General features: G+C 62.7%; 16 protein-coding genes. 10 read left to right on the top strand and 6 right to left on the bottom strand.

Annotated elements, in window-relative coordinates:
• Positions 1 to 63 precede the first annotated feature (63 nt).
• Complete coding sequence (locus HKD46_RS01210; protein WP_171864779.1) at positions 64 to 711, top strand: thiopurine S-methyltransferase; 648 nt, start codon at positions 64 to 66, stop codon at positions 709 to 711.
• A gap of 284 nt (positions 712 to 995) precedes the next feature.
• Here the strand turns inward: HKD46_RS01210 and HKD46_RS01205 are convergent, their stop codons facing one another.
• A complete protein-coding gene (locus tag HKD46_RS01205; protein ID WP_042016091.1) occupies positions 996 to 3,770 on the bottom strand; it encodes an insulinase family protein in 2,775 nt (924 codons plus the stop codon).
• A 162-nt stretch (positions 3,771 to 3,932) separates the two neighbouring features.
• Here HKD46_RS01205 and sixA point away from each other — a divergent pair, with 162 nt between their 5' ends.
• From sixA to HKD46_RS01190, 3 genes are all read left to right on the top strand, one after another.
• Positions 3,933 to 4,400 carry a phosphohistidine phosphatase SixA gene (sixA, locus tag HKD46_RS01200; protein ID WP_171864778.1) on the top strand — a complete coding sequence of 156 codons (468 nt, stop codon included), beginning with the start codon at positions 3,933 to 3,935 and terminating at the stop codon, positions 4,398 to 4,400.
• A 133-nt stretch (positions 4,401 to 4,533) separates the two neighbouring features.
• Entirely contained in the window at positions 4,534 to 4,740 is a 207-nt protein-coding gene (locus HKD46_RS01195; RefSeq protein WP_005324080.1) for a DUF1107 domain-containing protein, read from the top strand.
• 185 nt (positions 4,741 to 4,925) lie between these two features.
• Positions 4,926 to 5,846: a DMT family transporter gene (locus HKD46_RS01190; protein WP_171864777.1), complete on the top strand. Its 921-nt coding sequence runs from the start codon at positions 4,926 to 4,928 to the stop codon at positions 5,844 to 5,846.
• Positions 5,847 to 5,895: 49 nt separating this feature from the next.
• On the opposite strand, the gene HKD46_RS01185 is transcribed toward HKD46_RS01190, so the two are convergent.
• Positions 5,896 to 7,512, bottom strand: coding sequence for a peptide ABC transporter substrate-binding protein (locus HKD46_RS01185; protein ID WP_171864776.1), 1,617 nt, complete (start codon positions 7,510 to 7,512; stop codon positions 5,896 to 5,898).
• Between the two features lie 144 nt (positions 7,513 to 7,656).
• Between HKD46_RS01185 and HKD46_RS01180 the strand changes: the two genes are divergently transcribed.
• Both HKD46_RS01180 and fbp read left to right on the top strand, forming a co-directional pair.
• Complete coding sequence (locus HKD46_RS01180) at positions 7,657 to 7,899, top strand: hypothetical protein (RefSeq protein ID WP_139739434.1); 243 nt, start codon at positions 7,657 to 7,659, stop codon at positions 7,897 to 7,899.
• Positions 7,887 to 8,921 carry a class 1 fructose-bisphosphatase gene (gene fbp / locus HKD46_RS01175; RefSeq protein ID WP_029314452.1) on the top strand — a complete coding sequence of 345 codons (1,035 nt, stop codon included), beginning with the start codon at positions 7,887 to 7,889 and terminating at the stop codon, positions 8,919 to 8,921. The genes HKD46_RS01180 and fbp overlap by 13 nt, the downstream gene beginning before the upstream one ends.
• 536 nt (positions 8,922 to 9,457) lie before the next feature.
• Here the strand turns inward: fbp and mfd are convergent.
• Both mfd and HKD46_RS01165 read right to left on the bottom strand, forming a co-directional pair.
• A complete protein-coding gene (gene mfd, locus HKD46_RS01170; RefSeq protein ID WP_171864775.1) occupies positions 9,458 to 12,922 on the bottom strand; it encodes a transcription-repair coupling factor in 3,465 nt (1,154 codons plus the stop codon).
• Positions 12,923 to 12,964: 42 nt separating this feature from the next.
• Positions 12,965 to 13,540 carry a hypothetical protein gene (locus HKD46_RS01165; protein ID WP_049636824.1) on the bottom strand — a complete coding sequence of 192 codons (576 nt, stop codon included), beginning with the start codon at positions 13,538 to 13,540 and terminating at the stop codon, positions 12,965 to 12,967.
• A 76-nt stretch (positions 13,541 to 13,616) separates the two neighbouring features.
• Between HKD46_RS01165 and HKD46_RS01160 the strand changes: the two genes are divergently transcribed.
• The 3 genes from HKD46_RS01160 to lolE are packed head-to-tail and all read left to right on the top strand — an operon-like array spanning position 13,617 to position 16,832.
• Positions 13,617 to 14,852 carry a lipoprotein-releasing ABC transporter permease subunit gene (locus tag HKD46_RS01160; protein ID WP_010674566.1) on the top strand — a complete coding sequence of 412 codons (1,236 nt, stop codon included), beginning with the start codon at positions 13,617 to 13,619 and terminating at the stop codon, positions 14,850 to 14,852.
• A gap of 40 nt (positions 14,853 to 14,892) precedes the next feature.
• Positions 14,893 to 15,591: a lipoprotein-releasing ABC transporter ATP-binding protein LolD gene (gene lolD / locus HKD46_RS01155; RefSeq protein WP_010674567.1), complete on the top strand. Its 699-nt coding sequence runs from the start codon at positions 14,893 to 14,895 to the stop codon at positions 15,589 to 15,591.
• On the top strand, positions 15,591 to 16,832 hold the full coding sequence (lolE, locus tag HKD46_RS01150) for a lipoprotein-releasing ABC transporter permease subunit LolE (protein WP_171864774.1): 1,242 nt from the start codon (positions 15,591 to 15,593) through the stop codon (positions 16,830 to 16,832). The genes lolD and lolE overlap by 1 nt, the downstream gene beginning before the upstream one ends.
• 130 nt (positions 16,833 to 16,962) lie before the next feature.
• Here lolE and yfbR read toward each other — a convergent pair whose 3' ends face one another.
• Together yfbR and HKD46_RS01140 are read right to left on the bottom strand one after the other, a co-directional pair.
• Entirely contained in the window at positions 16,963 to 17,553 is a 591-nt protein-coding gene (gene yfbR, locus HKD46_RS01145; protein WP_010674569.1) for a 5'-deoxynucleotidase, read from the bottom strand.
• A gap of 84 nt (positions 17,554 to 17,637) precedes the next feature.
• Positions 17,638 to 18,072 (bottom strand): YccF domain-containing protein, encoded by a 435-nt coding sequence (locus HKD46_RS01140; protein ID WP_039039046.1) that lies wholly within the window; start codon positions 18,070 to 18,072, stop codon positions 17,638 to 17,640.
• A 430-nt stretch (positions 18,073 to 18,502) separates the two neighbouring features.
• Between HKD46_RS01140 and tig the strand changes: the two genes are divergently transcribed.
• Entirely contained in the window at positions 18,503 to 19,813 is a 1,311-nt protein-coding gene (tig, locus tag HKD46_RS01135; RefSeq protein WP_010674572.1) for a trigger factor, read from the top strand.
• Positions 19,814 to 19,858: the final 45 nt, after the last annotated feature.

Raw genomic sequence — 19,858 nt, 5'->3', positions numbered from 1 at the left:
GCTTGCGCCACTTCGGTGAAGTTGTGATAGTGATGCACCATTGCAGATGACGAGAGGAAGATGATGGAAGCGGCATTTTGGCACCAAAAGTGGAAAGAGAACCGGATTGGCTTTCATCAGGCAGATTTCAACCGCTGGCTGCAATCCTGGTGGTCGGCCCAGCAAGGGAGCAACCCCGTGCTGGTGCCCCTTTGCGGCAAGTCCCGGGACATGCTCTGGCTGCGTGAGCAGGGGCATCCGGTGGATGGCTTCGAGCTCTCCGAGCTCGCCATTACCCAGTTTTTTGACGAGAACAACCTGAGTGCAGAGAGAAGCGAGGTGGGTCCCTATCAGTGCCACCGGCACGAGGATCTGCGCATCTATCAGGGGGACTTCTTCGCCGCTCCGGAGCTTGGTCAGCGTTATCGCCTGGTCTATGACAGGGCGGCCCTCATCGCCTTGCCGGGCGCCATGCGCCGCCAGTATGCCGCCCTGATGAGCCGCCTGGTGGAGGCGGGGGGGCAGGTGTTGCTGGTGACCCTCGAGTATCAGCCCGAGCAGCAGCAACAGCCGCCGTTCTCGGTGGGGGAGATGGAGGTGCGCACCCTGTTTGAGCGCGACTTTGGTGTCGAGGTGCTGGGCCGGGGGGCGGAGCTGGATCACCCCAGGGTGCTCTCGGGGCAGCTCTTCTATTTCGACGAGGTAGCTTACCGGCTGATCCGCCGGGGCTGAGAGGGCGCGAGGCCGCTGCCAACGAGGGAAGTGGCGCTTGTTTTACCTCCTTTGACATAGATCAACGTGGAAAATCAGGGAAATGCCTAAGATGAGGCTGTTTCTCAATCACTGCTGGTGCCGACCGGTGAGCTCTGGTTTGAACGCCGGTCGAACATCAACCCAGTGTCTGATTTTCACGCTCATGTTCACTTTTGGCGGCTCTGGTCGCAATTGATTATGGTTTTTCCAGCCGACCCCACGGGGTCGGCTTTTTATTGTCTGCGCGTTGCCAACAGGGGAGGTCAGCCTTCAAAGGTGGCGGCGTTGAGCCGAAATGCCCTGGGATCGTCGACAAACTGGCCGGTGATCCGCTCGTCGTGCTCGTGGCCCAGGCCATAGCTGCAGAGGATGAGGCGATCCGAGGTACGGGATCTCAGCTGGGTGATGAAGCGCACCAGATCGGCACGGCTGAGCCTGCCCACCTCCTCGCGTACCCGTTCGCGCTGATCAAAACCCAGATCCTTGTTGCCGATGCTGACCCAGAGCCGCTGGCCGCGGCTGCGCAGGTTGGCATCCCGCTCGCTGAGCTGGGCCTGCAACCCCGCCTTGCTCTCCTGCCACTGCTGCTCGGTGAACTCCAGCATGGCGAGCGGGAAGAGATCGATGAACTCCTCCACCGCATCCAGCAGGATCTGCGGCCCCGCTACCGGCGACTGGATATAGAAGATGAGACCGGGATGGCGGTTGAGGGGCAGGTTGCCGGCTCCCACCACGTAACCGAGCTGCTGGCGGGTGCGCAGCTCGTGGAAGAAGGTGGATGACATGATGTGGTTGGCCAGGGTGAAGCAGGCGAGATCCCGCGCCCGGGTGGTGCGCGACTGGTAGTAGACCAGCAGCGCCGAGTCCTCGTGATCGCACCCCTGTTCGCGAATGAGGGTGCCTCTGTCCTGGATGGAGATGAGGGGGCGGCGGGTCTCGGCGCTGGGCTGGCTGTTGGCACCGAGGTGGCGCTCCAGCAGGGCCGCGAGTTCGAGGGCCTCGGCGGCCGTCCAGTCTCCGTGTACCAGGGCCTCCAGATGCACCCTGGCAAAGAGCTCGGAGACGAAGCCGGGCATCTCCCCGAGTTCAACGGTGCGCAGGTGGCGCAACAGCTGCTCGAAGGGCGGGTTGTTGGGTTGCAGCAAACTGGTGAGCTGGTTGAACAACTGGGAGATGGGGCGGGTCTTGGACTGGTTCTCCCAGTTGCGGATAAGCTGCTCCTTGATCTCGCTAAAGCGGGCCGGATCCGGATACCCCAGGGTGCGGTTGCCGAGGATCATGTCGAGCAGCAGCGGTTGCTTGTCGGCAAAGCCGCTGAGGTTGATGGTAAAGCCCCCCTGATGGGCATAAATCTGGTAGCCAAGGCCCGCGAGCTCCGCCGGGTAGGTAAGGGCGTTGAGGTGATCCGTGAGCAGTTCCACGGCCAGACGCGCCATGGCGATGTGACGCGGGCTCTTGACCGCATGTTCGCTGTCGACGGAGATGTAAAGGCTGCCCTTGGGCACGCTGAACTGATGCTCGTGCAGGTGCCAGAGCCGAAAACCGGGCCTGTCGATGAGGCAGGACGGCATGTCGGCGGGCAGTGCCGGCAGACGGGCGTCGAGGCGGGTGCTGATGAAGGGGTTGGGCGCCGGCAGGTGCAGGGCGGGATCCGGTTCACTCTGCTGCCAGCGGATCTTCTCGGCCTCGCTGATGCTCTGGACGCTGTAGGGGGTCTGGTACCAGCGGGCGAGGCGATCCGTGCTCACTTCCGGGGCCTGGATGGTCACCCGCAGATTGTGGGGCGTCAGCTTGGCGAGGAAGCGCCGGATCAGCGGCTCATCGAACTCGCGCATCATGTAGTCGCCGTAGAGCAGATCGTCCGGCCCATAGCTGAACAGGTTGAGCACGAGGCCGGAGACGGTGTCGAGGGCCCGTCCCCGCTCCTGGAAGCGGAAGGCGGATTCCAGCACGCTGCGCTTCTCCTCATAGCGCCAGGCCTGCACCCCACCCCGCTCGATGAGCTTCAGATAGCCAAACAGGGCGGCGATGATCTCGTCCACATGCTCAAGCCCAAGGGGGGTGAGGCCAAAGCTCACGCCAAAGTCCTTGAAGTTGGCGCCGCTGATGCCGCCGCCGGCGGCGAGCTGATTGACCCAGCCCCGCCCCTTGAGCAGGGAGAGCAGGCTGCCTTCCCCCTCATAGCCGATGAGGTGGCTCAGGAAGGTGAGGGGTTTTTTGTCGTAATACTCATCCACGCACGGCAGCGGGAAGGTCAGCGCCAGCTTGCGGGTCTCCTTGACCGGGGTCAGCTGGATGCGAATGCCGAGATCATCGAGCCGATAGAGAGGATGGCTCAGTACCGGAGGGCCGAGGCGGCGATCCGGAATGGCACCAAAGAAGCGATCACACCAGGCCAGCTGGGTCTCGATGGGTGCCGGTGAAAGCATGACCAGCGCCATGCGATCCGCACTGTAGTGGGTTTCGTAGAACGCAATGAGGTCCGAGCGCAGATCCCGGCCGGGGAGATCCGCCAGAGTGTCGAGGTTGCCCACCGAGAATTTGGAGAAGGGGTGGTCCGGATTGACCGTCTCCTTGTGCACCTGGTAGCTGCGGCGCACGTCGTCCTGCAGCTTGAGGCGGTACTCGGAGTCCACCGCGTTGCGCTCCTTGTCGACCCACTCCGGTGCAAAGGTGGGGCAGATGAAGAACTGGGAGAACCGGTCGAGCCCCGCCTCGAAGAAGCCGTTGTCGATGTCGAAGAAGAAGTTGGTGAACTCGGTGCCGGTCCAGGCGTTGTTGCTGCCCCCGTGACGGCTCATGAATTGCTGGTACTCACCGGGTTTGGGGTAGGTGCGGGTGCCGAGAAACAGCATATGCTCGAGGAAATGGGCCATGCCCTGGCGATCGGCAGGATCGTCGAAGTGGCCGGTATTCACCGCCAGGGAGGCGGCGGATTTGTCGGTCTCGGGATCACAGATCAGCAAGACCCTGAGCCGGTTTGCCAGCTCCAGATAGTGATACCGCCGATGGTCATTGGGACTGGCATATGGGCTCATTGGGGAGGGGCTCGCGGTGAATTTATTTGAATTTAAACATGATTATCGACCCCGCTATCTTGCGAGGCAAACCCTTTTCTGAGAGGTGGCGCAATTGTTTCCCCCGGCATGGCGGGGTAAGATTCCCCCGCTATTTAAACAGGCCCCCTGGGCGAGGTTGTAATGAAAATCTACATCATGCGTCATGGCCAGGCTGGCATGAACGCAAAGACTGATGAACAGCGTCCACTGACCGAGCAAGGCATCGAAGAGTCCATCCACATGGCGGGCTGGCTGGCTCCCCAATTGGCAGGCTCCCTGAACCTGGTGATCCACAGCAACTACCTGCGTGCCAGACAGACCTGGCAGGCCATCGCCCCCGTGTTGCCCAAGGCCCTCAAGGTCGAGGAGAGCGGCGACATCACCCCCTATGGGGACCCGGCTTTCGTGGCGAGCTACCTCACGGAGCTGGCGGCGGAGCATGACAACATCCTGATGGTCAGCCACCTGCCGCTGGTGGGGTATCTGGTCCAGAGTCTCTGCCCGGTGGCAGGGGCCCCCATGTTCGCGACGTCCGGGCTGGCCTGCATCGACTGGCAAGATGGCAAAGGAGTCTTGCTCTGGCTGGAAGGACCGCATACAATACGGTAAAAGTTAATAATAAGTTACAGTTTGGTTTTTTGGGGAAGAGAGAGTCGTTTTTTCCGGTTTTTTATATAAATTTAACGGAATTATTTCGCATAAGCTGCTGTCATACGGATACAACTTCAAGAGGTTGCAAACGATGAGAGTGTTCAAGAAGTACCTGCCACTGATGGTGGCAAAACATGTCAAAACCTTCTTCAAGGGGCGGATTTACATCCACGGCAGGGGACGCTTCGATTTCCAGTCGGGCTTGCTGATGATGCCATTGCAAGCCGACATTCCCCATCGCCAGACGGTGCTCGAGGTCAATGAACTGATTTCAAGGCTCCACATGGATGCCGCCTGAGGCGCCTCAGGCTGACCCTGGTCCCCCTCATGCCCGCCCCTGTGCGGGCATGATTGTTGATGGCGCCTGGGCGCGGTGCCAACCGTTCGCGTCATGGCGCTTCTTCCTGCGTTGGCAGGCTTGCTTATCCTGATTGCCTCTCTATACTCGCGCGCAATACCCGCCTTTTGATTCTGGATATCGCAATGCCCCTTGCCTTCCTGTTTCCCTTCTCCTGCATGGCCATCTGGGCCGGCAATGGCATCGTCAGCAAGCTGGCGGTCGGGGTGTTGTCTCCAGCAGCGCTCGCCTGGTCGCGCTGGATGGTGGCGGCCCTGGTGCTGACCCCGTTTCTGGCTCACCGGGCCTGGCGCGAGCGCCGCAAGCTGCGGGCCGGTTTCTCTAAGCTGGCGATGCTGGCCCTGCTCGGGATGGTCTTGAACCAGACCTTTGGCTATTACGCGGCCCAGACCCTGGGGGCCACCGAGATTGGCCTGATGATGGGACTGACCCCCTTGATGACAGTGCTGCTCAGCATCTGGTTGCTGCGCGAGCGGCCCACCTGGGGGGCGCTGCTGGGAGGCGCCATCTCCATTCTGGGGCTGGCGATTTTGTTGGGGCAGGGGGATCCGGCCCGGTTGCTGACCCAGGGCATCCATATCGGTTCCGTTTACATGCTGCTCTCGGCGGCTACCTATGCGCTCTACAGCGTGCTGCTCAAGTGCTGGGATCTGGGGCTGGACAACTGGTCCATGCTCTACGGCCAGGTGCTGTGCAGCCTCCTGTTCCTCACCCCCTTCTATCTGCTGGTGGACGGGCACTGGCCCGATGGCAGCGCCCTCTGGCTCATCCTCTATGCGGGGATCCCGACCTCGGCCCTCTCGCCCTGGCTCTGGATGCAGGGCATTGCCCTGCTCGGGGCGAGCCGCACCGCCATCTTCATGAACCTGTTGCCGGTGATGACGGCCGCCCTTGCCATCAGCTGGCTCGGGGAGCGGCTCACCAGCTATCACCTCATCGGTGGCGGCATGACCCTGATGGGGGTGCTGCTGGCGCAGTTGCTGGTGAGGCCCGTGACGGTGCGAAGACGCGCCCGGCTCGCGGTGGCGGGCTGTCAGGAGAAGTAGGATAAAAAAAGACCGCCCTCGAGGCGGTCTTTTGGTTCGGTGCCCAGCGTCACTGCGCCGTCAGATAGAGATCCTTGGCATAGACCAGGTCTTGCGGGTTCTGGTAGGGGTAGCCCTTGACGTTGGGTTTGAGCAGCCGTGATTTCACGTAGAAGTAGACAGGCGCGATGGGTGCTTCCTCGTCGATCAGCACCTCGGCCTGCTGATAGAGGCGGTTGCGCTCGGCCGGATCCTTGGCGTCATGGGCCTTGGCCAGGAGGGCGTCGTACTCCTTGTTGAACCACTTGCCGCTGTTGGCGCTGCTGCTGGAGGTCATGATGTCGAGGAAGGTGGAGGCATCGTTGTAGTCTCCGTTCCAGGAGTAGCGGCTTACCCCGAAGTCACCCTCGTTCAGGGCCGACACCATGGTCTTCCACTCCATGTTGTTGAGCTCCGCCTTGACCCCCAGGTTGTGCTTCCACATGGAGGAGATGGCGAGCGCTATCTTCTTGTGCCCCTCGTTGGTGTTGTAGAGGATGTCCACCGTCAGCGGCTTGTCCGGGCCGTAACCCGCCTCGCCGAGCAGCGCCTTGGCCTGCTTGATGCGCTCTTCCTTGCTCATCAGCTCGCTGGCGGGGCGTTTGAGCTCGAAGCCGTCCACGCTCGGAGGGGTCAGGCTGAAGGCGGAGAGCTGCCCCTGTCCCAGGATCTTCTCCGTGATGGTGTCCCGGTCGATGGCAAGAGAGAGTGCCTTGCGTACCCTGACGTCGTCAAAGGGTTTGCGCTGGGTGTTGAAGACGTAGTAGTAGGTGGCGAGCATGGGGGCGCTCACCAGCTCCTCCGGGCTCTGGCGCTTGATCTGCTGATACTGCTCCAGGGGATAGGTGGTGTAGTGCAGCTCGCTCGCACGATAGCGGTTGTAGGCCGCGGTATCGGAGACGATCTCCAGATAGATCACCTTGTTCAGCACGGTGTGCTCGTTGTCCCAGTAGTGGGGGTTGCGCTCGGCGATGAGGCGCTCGTTCGGGGTCCACTCCTTGAGGGCGAAGGCGCCGTTGGAGACGATGTTGCCCGGTTTGACCCACTCATGGCCGAATTTCTCGATGGTGGCCTTGGGCGCCGGGAAGGTGGTGTAGTGGGAGAGGGTCTTGAGGAAGAAGGGGACCGGGTTTTTCAGGGTGATCTGCAGGGTGTAGTCATCGAGCGCCTTGATCCCCAGGGCATCCGGGCTCTGCTTGCCCTGCACCACGTCGCTGGCATTGGCGACGCCGGTCAGCTCGATGAACCAGGCGTAGTTGGAGGCGTTCTTGGGGTCCGCCGCCCGCTGCCAGCCATAGACGTAGTCCGCCGCCGTCACCGGCTCGCCGTTGGACCATTTGGCATCGGGTCTGAGCTTGAAGGTGTAGACGGTGCCCGTGGCATCGAGCTCGTAGCCAAGGGCGCCCGCCGCCTGCAGCTTGCCGTTGCCATCCAGGGTATAGAGCCCCTCGAACAGATCGTTGACGACGTCGCTGCCCGCGCTCTCTTCCACCATCTGGGGATCGATGGAGGCAGGCTCGGTGCCGATGTTGCGCACGAACACTTGCTGGGCGGCTGGCAGAAGCTGGGTGCCTTCAGGCACCTGGGCGGCGAGGACGGGGAGGGTGAGCAGAGCGGCAACCGCCCCGGCGATAAGCGACTTTTTCATTGAATATCCTTATGTTTTTTTGCTTCCAAAGCGCAGCCAGTGTGCGGGATTGGGGGGCAGATCTCAAGAGGGGCGCCTCTGGCGCAACATTGCCGGGCGCCAGGGGGGAGCAGGGCGGGCAGCCGCGTCGGCCCGGATGCATTCTTGTCACGAATTAACCCCCCAAAAGATGCCGGATGGCACCCTTGTTTCACGGCGAAAGCCCGTGGTGGCGCGGCTTTCTGGCGATTTAAAGAACGGCTTAATTCGCTGCAAAAACAAAAAACAGGCGTTACATTGGGTTACAAAACAACGCTGCCGGGGATCGGCACTTTTTTTGCCGACACTTGCAAACGTTTTCAACGGCCAACGGAAACGATCTTAAAGGAACAAGAATGCGAAACATGATCACCATGGGCGAGTTCATCGTCAAAAAGCAGGCGGACTACCCGACCGCGACCGGCGAGCTGACCTCCTTGCTCAGCTCCATCCGCCTGGCCGCCAAGGTGGTGAACCGGGAGATCAACAAGGCGGGGCTGGCGGACATCATCGGTTCCATCGGCGCCGAAAACGTGCAGGGCGAGGTGCAGCAGAAGCTGGACGTCTATGCCAACGAGCGCTTCAAGGCGGCGCTGGAGGCCCGTGGCGAGGTGTGCGGCATGGCCTCTGAGGAGGAGGAGGACTTTGTCTCCTTCGATTCCGAGCTCTCTCGTCACTCCAAGTACGTGGTGCTGATAGACCCCCTCGACGGCTCCTCCAACATCGACGTCAACGTCTCGGTCGGGACCATCTTCTCCATCTACCGCCGGGTCAGCAAACCGGGCGCCGGGGTCACTCTGGAGGACTTCCTGCAGCCGGGTCACCGTCAGGTCGCGGCGGGCTACGTGGTCTACGGCTCCTCCACCATGCTGGTCTACACCACCGGCTTTGGGGTCAACGGCTTCACCTATGACCCCTCCATCGGCTGCTTCTGCCTCTCCCACGAGAACATCCGCATTCCGGAGGAGGGCAAGATCTACTCCATCAACGAGGGCAACTACATCAAGTTCCCGGACGGGGTGAAGAAGTACCTGAAATACTGCCAGGAGCGTGACGAGGCGACTCACAGGCCCTACACCTCCCGCTACATCGGCTCCCTGGTGTCGGATTTCCACCGCAACCTGCTCAAGGGGGGCATCTACATCTACCCGTCCGGCACCAACTCCCCGAACGGCAAGTTGCGCCTGCTCTATGAGTGCAACCCCATGGCCTTCCTGGTGGAGCAGGCCGGTGGCAAGGCGTCCGACGGCTTTGGCCGCATCATGGACATCCAGCCTACCGCCCTGCACCAGCGCACCCCTTACTTCGTCGGCTCCACCAGGATGGTGGAGCGGGCCGAGGCCTTCATGCGGGAGTTCTCCGCCCACGAGGATCCGGCCAACCAGGGCTGAGCCCGGGCCAGCGTCCCTTCGTCACGGGAGCCGTCAAGGCTCCCGTTTTTATTGGCGTGCAGGCGGGTGTAGCCAGGTTGATATGCTGACGGACTGACGGACTGACGGACTGACGGACTGACGGACTGACGGACTGACGGACTGACGGACTGACGGACTGACGGACTGACGCGACGCTTCGGTTGTCGCGGTGCAATGGCTGGTGGCCCCCTTGCCGGGATACCTGGTCTGGATACGTGGGCGGGATAAATACGGCACGGGCCATCTGCGGGGCGATCGAGGCGCGTTGAACCCGTTTGTTGCCCACAATCATCCCCACATCCATCTGTTTTTCAGATGGGTGGTGACTCAATGTATCGCATCAGTGGATGGATTTGGCGGCAAAATGGTGCTGCCAGGAGGGCGAACCGAGGCATCGAGAGGCAAGAAGGGGGGCCGGGGGCGAGATGCCGCCCCTTGCTAGCAACGAAACGGGAGCCCTGGGGCTCCCGTTGTTATAGGCGGCAGGTCGCGCCCTGCTGACGTCATGCTTCTCCTCAGGGGGTGGCATGGCGGGCGAGATCCGCCAGCAGGCCGTCCACCAGTTTGAGGCGCATGGCCCTGTCCTGGGTCGGCACCTGGAAGCGCAGCCGGGTCGGTCCGTCCATCTTGTAGATGCGCGGCTGCTCGGAGAGCAGCTTGACCAGATAGGCCGGGTTGACGCGGGTTTCCTGGGTGAAGTCCAGATAGCCGCCGCGCTCGCTCATCTCCACCCGGCGAATCCCCAGCGCCGTGGCGCGCTGGCGGAAGGCGGCCAGCTCCATCAGCGTCTTGGTCGGCTCCGGCAAGAGGCCGAAGCGATCGATGAGCTCCACTTTGAGCTCCCGCAGCTCCTGCTCATCGGCGGCACTGGCGATGCGCTTGTACATGGAGAGGCGCATGTTGATGTCCGGGATGTAGTCGTCAGGGAGCAAGGCGGGCAGACGCAGCTCCACCTCGGTATGCTGGCTCATGAGCTGCTCCAGCGACGGTTCCTTGCCATGTTTGAGCGCCTCCACCGCTTGCTCCAGCATCTCCATGTAGAGGGTGAAGCCCACCGATTCGATCTGGCCGCTCTGATCGTCGCCGAGCAGCTCGCCCGCGCCCCGGATCTCCAGATCGTGGGTGGCGAGCGCAAAGCCGGCGCCGAGATCTTCGAGGGATGCGATGGCCTCCAGCCGCTTGGCCGCATCCTTGGTCATCAGCTTGGGATGGGGGGTGAGCAGGTAGGCATAGGCCTGGTGGTGGGAGCGACCGACCCGGCCCCGCAGCTGGTGCAGCTGGGCCAGGCCAAGGTGATCCGCCCGGTCCATGATGATGGTGTTGGCGCTCGGCACGTCGATGCCGGTCTCGATGATGGTGGTGCACACCAGCAGGTTGAAGCGCTGGTGGTAGAAGTCCGACATCACCCGCTCGAGCTCCCGCTCGCGCATCTGGCCGTGGGCGATGCCGATGCGCGCCTCCGGCACCAGCTCGGCAAGATCGGCGGCGCACTTCTCGATGCTCTCCACATCGTTGTGCAGGTAGTAGACCTGGCCGCCGCGCTTCAATTCCCGCAGTACCGCCTCGCGCACCACTGCAGGTTCGTGCTGGCGCACGAAGGTCTTGATGGCGAGCCGCTTGGCGGGCGGGGTGGCGATGATGGAGAGATCCCGCATGCCGGACATGGCCATGTTGAGGGTGCGGGGAATGGGGGTCGCGGTGAGGGTGAGGATATCCACGTCGGCGCGCAGCGCCTTGATCTTCTCCTTCTGGCGCACCCCGAAGCGGTGCTCCTCGTCGACGATGAGCAGGCCCAGATCCTTGAAGGTGAGCTCGGCGCCGAGCAGCTTGTGGGTGCCGATGATGATGTCCACCTTGCCCTCGGCCATCTCCTTCATCACGGCGCTCTGCTCCTTGGCGGAGCGGAAGCGGCTCAGCACCTCCACCCGCACCGGCCAGTTGGCGAAGCGGTCGCGGAAGTTGTCGTAGTGCTGCTGGGCCAGGAGGGTGGTGGGCACCAGCACGGCCACCTGCTTGCCGCCGTGCACGGCCACAAAGGCCGCCCGCATCGCCACTTCGGTCTTGCCAAAGCCCACGTCGCCGCACACCAGGCGGTCCATGCTCTTGGCCTGACACATGTCGCCGAGCACGGCGTTGATGGCATTGAGCTGATCCTCGGTCTCCTCGAACGGGAAGCTCGCGGCAAACTGGCGGTAGGCCTCCCGGTCGTGTTTGAAGGCAAAGCCGTGACGGGCTGCCCGCATGGCATAGACATCCAGCAGCTCGGCCGCCACGTCCCGCACCTTCTCCGCCGCCTTGCGCCGCGCCTTGACCCAGGCCTCGCCGCCGAGCTTGTGGCTGGGCGGGTTGTCCGAGCCGGTGTAGCGGCTGATCAGGTGCAAACTGGTGACCGGCACGAACAGCTTGTCGCCGCCGGCGTATTCCAGGGTCAGAAACTCGGTGGGCAGGCCGCCTGCATCTATGGTCTCGAGCCCCAGGTAACGACCGACCCCGTGATCCAGGTGTACCACCGGCTGGCCCTGGGTCAGCTCACCCAGGTTTCGGATCACCGCATCGGAGCTTAAGTTCTTGCTCTTGTCCCGCTGGCGCTTGCTGCGGATCTTGCCGCCGAGCAGCTCGGCCTCGGTGATGAGGGCAAGGGGCGTCTGGCCGGGCTCTTGCAGCAGGAAGCCCCGCTCCAGGGGGCAGACCAGCAGCCCGTGGCGCGCATCGCTCACCAGGAAGGCGTCGAGGGAGGCAAACTCCCGGGGTTGCAGGTTGATCCGTGCGAGCAGATCCCCGAGCCCCTCGCGCCGCCCCTCGGACTCCACCGCAAACAGGGTGCGCCCGGCAAAGCCTTGCAGGAAGCCGTCAAGGGCCAGCAGGGGTTGCTCCTTGCTGTGGTCGAGCTGCAGATCCGGCAGGGGGGCGAGGGGCAGATCCTGCTGACCCGCTCCGCCGTCAACGGTCGCCTCCTGCAGACGCACGGCGCCATAGTCCCCGAGGGCGGCGAAGAGCTGCTCCACCGGCAGATAGATCTGCTGGGGCGGCAGCAGGGGACGGGTGTTGTCCCAGCGTCTATCTTCATAGCGCTGGCCGATGTCGTTCCAGAAGCGCTGGGCCGCGGGGTAGATCTCCCCCACGGTGAGCAGCAGGGTGTTTTCGGGCAGGTAATCAAACAGGCTGGCAGTCTGCTGGAAGAAGAGCGGCAGGTAGTATTCGATGCCGGCGGGCCAGCGCCCCTTGCTCACCTCCTGATAGACGGAGCCCTCGGCGCGGGAGATCTCGAATTGTTCGCGATACTGGCCACGAAACAGCTCGATGGCCCCCTCGTCGGTGGGAAATTCCCGGGCGGGCAGGAGGCTCACCGACTTCACCGGCTCGCTGGAGCGCTGGGTCTCGGGGTCGAAGGGGCGGATGGAGTCCACCTCGTCGTCGAAAAAATCAATGCGATAGGGGCGGCTGCTCCCCATGGGGAAGAGATCCAGCAGGGAGCCGCGGGCGGCGAATTCGCCGTGCTCCAGCACCTGTTCCACCGCCACGTAGCCCGCCTCCGCCAGACGCCCGCGCAGCTGCTGCAGGTTGAGGCGCTGGCCGCTTGTGACCATCAGGCTGTATTTGTCGAGATAAGCCTGGGGCGCCGTGCGCAGCATCAGGGTGGAGATGGGCACGATGAGCACGCCGTGGCGCATCTGCGGCAACTGGTAGAGGGTCTCGAGGCGCTGGGAGATGATGTCCTGGTGGGGAGAGAAGCTGTCGTAGGGCAGGGTCTCCCAGTCCGGGAACAGCAGCACCGGGCAATCCTGATCCGCCAGCAGGAACCCCAGTTCCTGTTCAAGGCGCAGGGCGCTCGGGGTATCGGCGGTGACCAGCAGGACGGGTCTTCGGGCTTCCCGGGTGAGGCGGGCGGCAACCAGCGCCAGGCTGCTGCCGACCAGCTGGCCGAACGTTGTCTTCTGGCCCGCTTTGGCGGGCAAGGCGGGGAGGGTCATTGGCATCATCGGAGTCTTTTACTGTTGGCGTTCTTTTGACATGGACCTGGGTTAGCGCTGACGTTCCTGGGCACGCAGCTTGAGCTGTTTCGACTGCACATGCAGGCTGGCGCGCACCAGCAGCTCCCGGTCATCCTCGCGGATGCGCACGTAGTCGAGCATCACGTGGGTGCCGTGCTCTCCGGCGTCCCGCTGCACGACCTCGCCGTAGCAGTAGACGGCGGAGGCCTCTTCCCGCAGGAAGATCTTGAGCCGCACGATCTGGTGCAGGGCGGGGGCCTCCCCGTGCCCCTGGTGGGGGTGCAGGTAGGTGAGCTGCCCGGCGCCAAAGCGCAGGGTGTGGAAGCGGTGCTCGGGGTGATCCTGGGCTGCCAGCACATAGCCCATGATCATGTCGATCTTGCGGGACTGCTGGTTGATGATCTCCACCAGATCGTGCATGGACTCGTTCTGGCTGCGCAGCAACCGGCTGCTCACCAGATCGATGGAGGTGATGGCGGAGGCGATGCGAAACGGCTCGGGCAACTCGGCCTCCAGGGCCTCCAGCGTCGGCAGACGAAAGTCGGCCGGCATGGGGATCACATTGACCGGCGTGGCATGGGTGACGCTGAAGAACTGTTCCTGCATGGAGGCTATCCCTTGTTGTCATAGACGGTTTCCCTTTATTATCCGGTATCTTATTTCGTTGGCAACGTAGATATCCTTGAAGACCGGACTTTTTCAGCCACTGTCGCTGGCCATCGGCCTGCGTTATGCAGGCTCGCGACGCAGTAACCGCTTCGTCTCCTTTATCTCCCTGTTCTCCACCTTTGGCATCGCCATCGGGGTCGCCGCCCTGATGGTGGTGATCTCGGTGATGAACGGGTTCGAAGGCCAGCTCAAGGGGCGCATCCTCGGGGTGATCCCCCATGTGGTGGTGACCAATCAGGCCGGACGCATCGAGGCCGAGCCCGAAGGTCTGCCCGATCTGGCCCGCTTGCCCCACGTGGTGGCCACGGCCCCCATGCTCGACAGCGAAGGCATGCTGCAAAGCCCGGGTCAGCTCACCGGCGTGAGCGTGCAGGGGATCGATCCCGCCCGCTGGCCCAAGGATGACATCTTGCACGCCCAGATGCTGGGAGGGCGCCTTGACAGCCTGCAGGCCGGTGAATACCACATCGTGCTGGGGCAGGGGGTGGCCAGCCGCCTCAAGGTCTCCATCGGCGACCAGGTGCGTCTCATCCTGACCGAAGGTACCCGCTTTACCCCCTTTGGCCGGGTGCCGGCCCAGCGTCTTTTCACCGTCTCCGGTATCTTCGGGGTCGGCGCCGATGTGGACAGCCAGGTGGCACTGATTGCCCTGGGGGATGCCCAGCGCATGCTGCGCCTGCCTGCGGACAAGGTGGGCGGCATCCGCCTCTGGCTGGACGATCCCTTCGCCGCCGACGAGGTGGTGAAGACCGCGTTGCCAGACGGGCTGGAGTGGCAGGACTGGCGCCGCGAGCGCGGCGAGCTGTTCCAGGCGGTGGCCATGGAAAAACGGATGATGGGGCTGATGCTGGTGCTGATCATCGCGGTCGCCACCTTCAACATCCTCTCCGCCCTGGTGATGGTGGTCACCGACAAGGAAGGAGAGGTGGCCATCCTGCGTACCATGGGCATGAGCGAATCCGGCATCGTCAAGATCTTCATGGTGCTGGGGGCGTCGAGCGGCGTCATTGGCGCCCTGTTCGGGGGGCTGGCGGGGCTGGCGCTCTGCTTCGGCCTCAATCCTCTGCTCAATGCCCTTGGGCTCAACCTCTATATGGCGGCGGGGGGCAGCGGTCTGCCGGTCATCGTCGAGCCGGCCCAGGTCATGACGATCCTGCTGGGTGCCGTGCTGCTGAGTTTCAGTGCCACCCTCTACCCGGCCTCCCGCGCGGCCCGGGTCAAACCGGCGGAGGCGCTGCGTTATGAATAATTCATCTTCTGTTGTTACAGGTGCAAGTGGAGCCCCCGTTATGAATCAATCCGTCTCCTGCGAGCCGCTGCTGCGCTGCCAGGCCCTCAATCATGTCTACAAAGAGGGCAATCTGGAGACCCAGGTACTCAAGGGGATCGAGCTGGACGTCGCCCCCGGGGAGATGCTGGCGGTGGTGGGGAGCTCGGGCTCCGGCAAGACCACCCTGCTGCACCTGATGGGGGCGCTGGACAACCCCTCCAGCGGCGCCGTGCTGTTCAAGGGGCAGGACATCCATGGCTGGGACAGTCGCACCCAGGCGAGGTTTCGCAACCAGGAGCTGGGCTTCGTTTACCAGTTCCACCACCTGCTCTCGGAATTCAGCGCGCTGGAAAATGCGGCCATGCCGCTGCTGATCGCCGGTGAGTCGGTGGCCAGCGCCACCGAGAAGGCGAGCAAGATGTTGGGGCGGGTGGGGCTCTCCCACCGTCTCAACCACAGACCGTCCGAGCTCTCCGGTGGCGAGCGCCAGCGGGTGGCCATCGCCCGAGCCCTGGTCAACGAACCCAGCCTGGTGCTGGCGGACGAGCCCACCGGCAACCTGGATCATGCCAGCGCCACCGCCGTCTATGAGCTCTTGTGCGAGCTCAATCGCGAGCTTGGCACCGCGTTCGTGGTGGTGACCCACGATTTGAGCCTGGCCGCCAAGCTCCACCGCCGGGTCACCCTGGTGAGCGGCATCATGGCGGAGGTCGCCTGATGTTCAAGCCGCTGCCCCTGTTCCTGGGCCTGCGTTACAGCCGCTCCCGCCGTCGCAACGGTTTCATCGCCTTTATCTCGGCCTCCTCCCTCATCGGCATCGCCCTCGGGGTGATGGCCCTCATTCTTGGCCTCTCCGCCATGAACGGGTTCGAGCGGGAGCTCAAGAACCGGGTGCTCTCCGTGGTCCCCCACGGCGAGCTCATCGGCATGGAAGCGCCGCTGCCTGACTGGCCGCGGCTCAGGGACTACCTGCTGGCCCAGCCCGGGGTGGAGGCGGCTGCGCCCGTCATTCGCCTGGACGGCCTGCTGGAGCACGGCTCCGCCCTCAAGGGGGTCCAGCTGCGTGCGGTGCTGCCGGAGCTGGAAGCCAATCTCTCCGATGCGGGCAACTTCATGACGGGTCGGGGCCTTCGCGAGCTGCAGGCGGGTGAACACAGGGTCATCCTCGGCAAGATCATCGCCGACAAGCTGGGGGTCAAGACAGGGGACACCGTCACCCTGCTGCTGCCCCAGGCGGGTGATGCCGCCGGCATCAAGAACCCGAAACGGGAGGTGCTCACCGTGGTAGGACTGCTCGAGATCGGCGGCCAGCTCGACGGCCTGCTCGGCTTCATGCACCTGGCGGACGCCCAGGCCATCACCGGCATGGGCAGCGCGGTGGAGGGGTTCAGCCTCAAGGTGAGCGACGTGCTCAAGGCCCAGTCCATCACGGTGGCGGCGGCCCAGAAATTCCCGCACTACGTCTATATCAGCAGCTGGATGAGCCGCCAGGGTTATCTCTATCAGGACATCCAGATGGTGCGCACCGTGATGTACGTGGTGATGCTGATGGTGGTGGCGGTGGCCTGCTTCAACATCGTCTCCACCCTGGTGATGGCGGTGAACGAGAAGCGCAGCGAGATTGCCATCTTGAAGACCATGGGGGCGAGCCCGGGCCAGATCCGGCTTACCTTCGTCATCCAGGGGATGGTGAACGGGGTGGCGGGAGCCTTGCTAGGCGCCCTGCTGGGCGGCCTGCTCTCCAGCAAGCTGACCCAGATCCTGAGCGCCATCGAAGGGGTGATCGGGCACCGTTTCCTCAATCCGGACATCTACTTCATCGACTTCCTGCCGACCGAGCTGCACATGCAGGACTTGCTCATCGTGACCGGCGCCGCCATCCTGATGAGCCTGGTGGCGACCCTCTATCCCGCCTGGCGGGCGAGCGGCCTGGTGCCGTCCCGGGAGCTGGGGCATTGATACCCATGGATGTGATAAAGGGCCCTGCGGGGCCCTTTTTATTGTCACTCTTTTGTGGGGAAACCCCCGAAGTGGCGGTTATCGGGGCAATACGCAGGAGGAGATGATGCCTGGTGCCGTGTTGATGGCATCAATGGGCATTCAACTCATCGAGAGGCAGTGAAAAACTCCCCACGAAGACATCGATGAAGTAGCGCATGGCAGGGTTCATCCTGGCGTCCAGCATCTGCTCGAGGCGCTTTCGCGCGGGCTCGAACTCCCGGTTGCCGACGCTCAGCTCCTCCAGACACTTGGTGTAGGCACAGAGGGTGTCTGCATCCTTCACCAGGCTGGTGAGGGCCTCGTCCTGGGCGCCGGAGTCGAGCAGGGGGCGAAAGTCCTCGACCAGCTCAGGCGGCAACATCCCCAGCAGGCGCTGCTCGGCGGCAAGCTCAATCTTCTTGTATTCGCGGGCGATTTCGGGATTGAAGTACTTGACCGGGGTGGGCAGATCCCCGGTCAGCACCTCGCTGCTGTCGTGGTAGAGGGCCATGACGGCGGCCCGGTCTGCATCCACCTGAGCGCCGAACAGGCGATTGCTGATAAGGCCGAGGGCGTGGGCCACCATGGCGACCTGCAAGCTGTGCTCGGCGATGTTTTCGGGCTGGATGTTGCGCATCAGGGGCCAGCGGTAGATGAGGCGCATACGGGCGAGGTTGGCAAAAAAATGGCTGGGCAGCATGGAAGACCTCGAATGGGGCAATGAAAAAGGGCAGACCCTAGTCTGCCCTTTTTTCCACCCGCAAGGATAGCCTGAGATGGGCTGTCAGCGGATGTAGCGGCCCGATTCGGCCTCGTGGTTGGTCACTATCATCTGGCCGATGGGGGCCAGGCTGATGAGGGCCAGCTTGAGGTGCTGGATGCCGAACGGGATGCCGACGATGGTGACGAAACAGGCCAGCGCCGAGGCGATGTGGCCGATGGCCAGCCAGACCCCGATGAGCACAAACCAGAGAATGTTGCCAATCAGCCCCAGGGCGCCGGTGCCGATGTCGCTCTGGCCCGTCATGCTCTTGCGGCTCACCGCCTGCTTGCCAAACGGGAAGAAGGTGAAAGTGCCGATGACGAAGCAGGCGCGTCCCCAGGGGATCCCGATGAGGGAGACGAAGCAGAGCAGCCCCGCCAGCCACCAGGCCAGCCCCATGAAGACGCCTCCCAGCACGAACCAGAGCAGATTGAACAAGAAGCGGAAAAAGGACATGTGGGTGACTCCAGCAGCACGTGAATTGGCTGTCACCATAGCGAGCCCGGCCGGGGGACGCAATGGCACAGGCGAGAAGGTGGACAATTTGGGTCGCAGCACGCCATTTTTGTGCCCGATTGGCGGCGGATGGCGATCAAAATGGCCCGTTCGCCGTGAAAAAGAGTGAGCCAGTGCAAATTATTGCGGATGGAACGCTTGAACTCGGTGCAAGGCTTCCCCATATAGGAGAAAGTCTTGCGCAAATTGTGCTGTCTGTGCCCCGGATGGGGGATGTGCGGCTCGACGCGACCACTGCACGCCGCTATAATGTCGCGTCATATTTTCTCATCACAAAGACAGTCGTTGTCTTTATAAACAGGAAGACTCCGGGCTTGCCCGGGGGCAATAAAGGGTCAGCACGCAGTGCTGAGTTGAACGAGGTAAAAGAATGCAAGTTTCTGTAGAGACAACCCAGGGTCTGGAACGCCGTCTTACCATCACTGTACCGGCCGCTACCGTTGACGCCGCCGTGCGCAAAGAATTGAATGGCCTGGCCAAAACCCGTCGCATCGACGGTTTCCGTCCTGGCAAGGCTCCGGTTGCCATCATCAAGAAGATGTTCGGTGCCATGGCTCACGCCCGCGTTGCCGATGAAATGATGCAGAACAACTTCATCAAGGCCATCATCGAGAACAAACTGAGCCCGGCTGGCGCCCCGACCATGGATCCGAAAGAGATCAAAGAAGGTCAGGATTTCGAATTCACCGCCACTTTCGAAGTGTATCCGGAGTTCGAAGTTGCCGGTCTGGAGAGCATCAAAGTCGAGAAGCCGGTTGCCACCGTGAAGGACAGCGACCTGGAAAACATGATCGACACCCTGCGCAAGCAGCACGCCACCTGGACTGAAGCCGCTGTGGCTGCCGCCAACGGCATGCGTGTGACCATGGACTTCGTCGGTTCCATCGACGGTGAAGAGTTCGACGGTGGCAAGGCTGAAGGCTTCACCCTGGAACTGGGCGCTGGCCGCATGATCCCGGGCTTCGAAGACGCCATCCTGGGTAAGAAAGCGGGCGACGAGTTCACCATCGAGGTGACTTTCCCGGCTGACTACCACGCCGAAGCCCTGAAGGGCAAGGCTGCCAAGTTTGCCTCCAAGCTGCACAAGGTTGAAGAGCAGGTGCTGCCCGAGCTGACCGAAGAGTTCGTCAAGCGTTTCGGCATCGAGAGCGGCAGCGTTGAAGAGCTGAAGGCAGAAGTGCGCAAGAACATGGAGCGCGAACTGGCCCAGGCCCTGAAAAACAGCGTGAAAGAGCAGGTACTGAACGGCCTGGTTGAAGCCAACCAGATCGATCTGCCGAAGGCTGCCGTTGCCCAGGAAATCGACACCCTGCGTCAGCAGGCTCTGCAGCGCTTCGGTGGCTTCCAGGGCGGCAACGCCCCCGAGCTGCCGGCCGAGCTGTTCCAGGCCCAGGCCGAGCGCCGTGTCCGCGTTGGTCTGCTGCTGGGTGACGTCATCCGCACCAACGAGATCAAGGCTGACGACGCCCGTGTGACCAGCATCATCGAGTCCATGGCCACTGCCTACGAAGATCCGAAAGAAGTGATCGAGTACTATCAGCAGAACGAGCAGATGCTGAACGGCGTGCGCAACCTGGCCATTGAAGATCAAGCCATCGATCTGATCCTGTCCAAGGCGCAAGTCACCGAGAAAGAAGTTGCCTTCGACGAAGTGATCAACAAGTCCGGTGCCGCTGCCTAAGAACATTTGACTTAAGGTCAAAACTGTTAAGTATAATGGCTCGTG

It is taken from the genome of Aeromonas sp. TW 6, assembly GCF_013168745.1.
In the GTDB taxonomy this organism is placed as follows: Bacteria; Pseudomonadota; Gammaproteobacteria; order Enterobacterales; family Aeromonadaceae; genus Aeromonas; species Aeromonas caviae.
The sequence above is the reverse complement of the archived record's forward strand: the minus strand, read 5'-3'. Positions and strand labels throughout refer to the sequence as shown.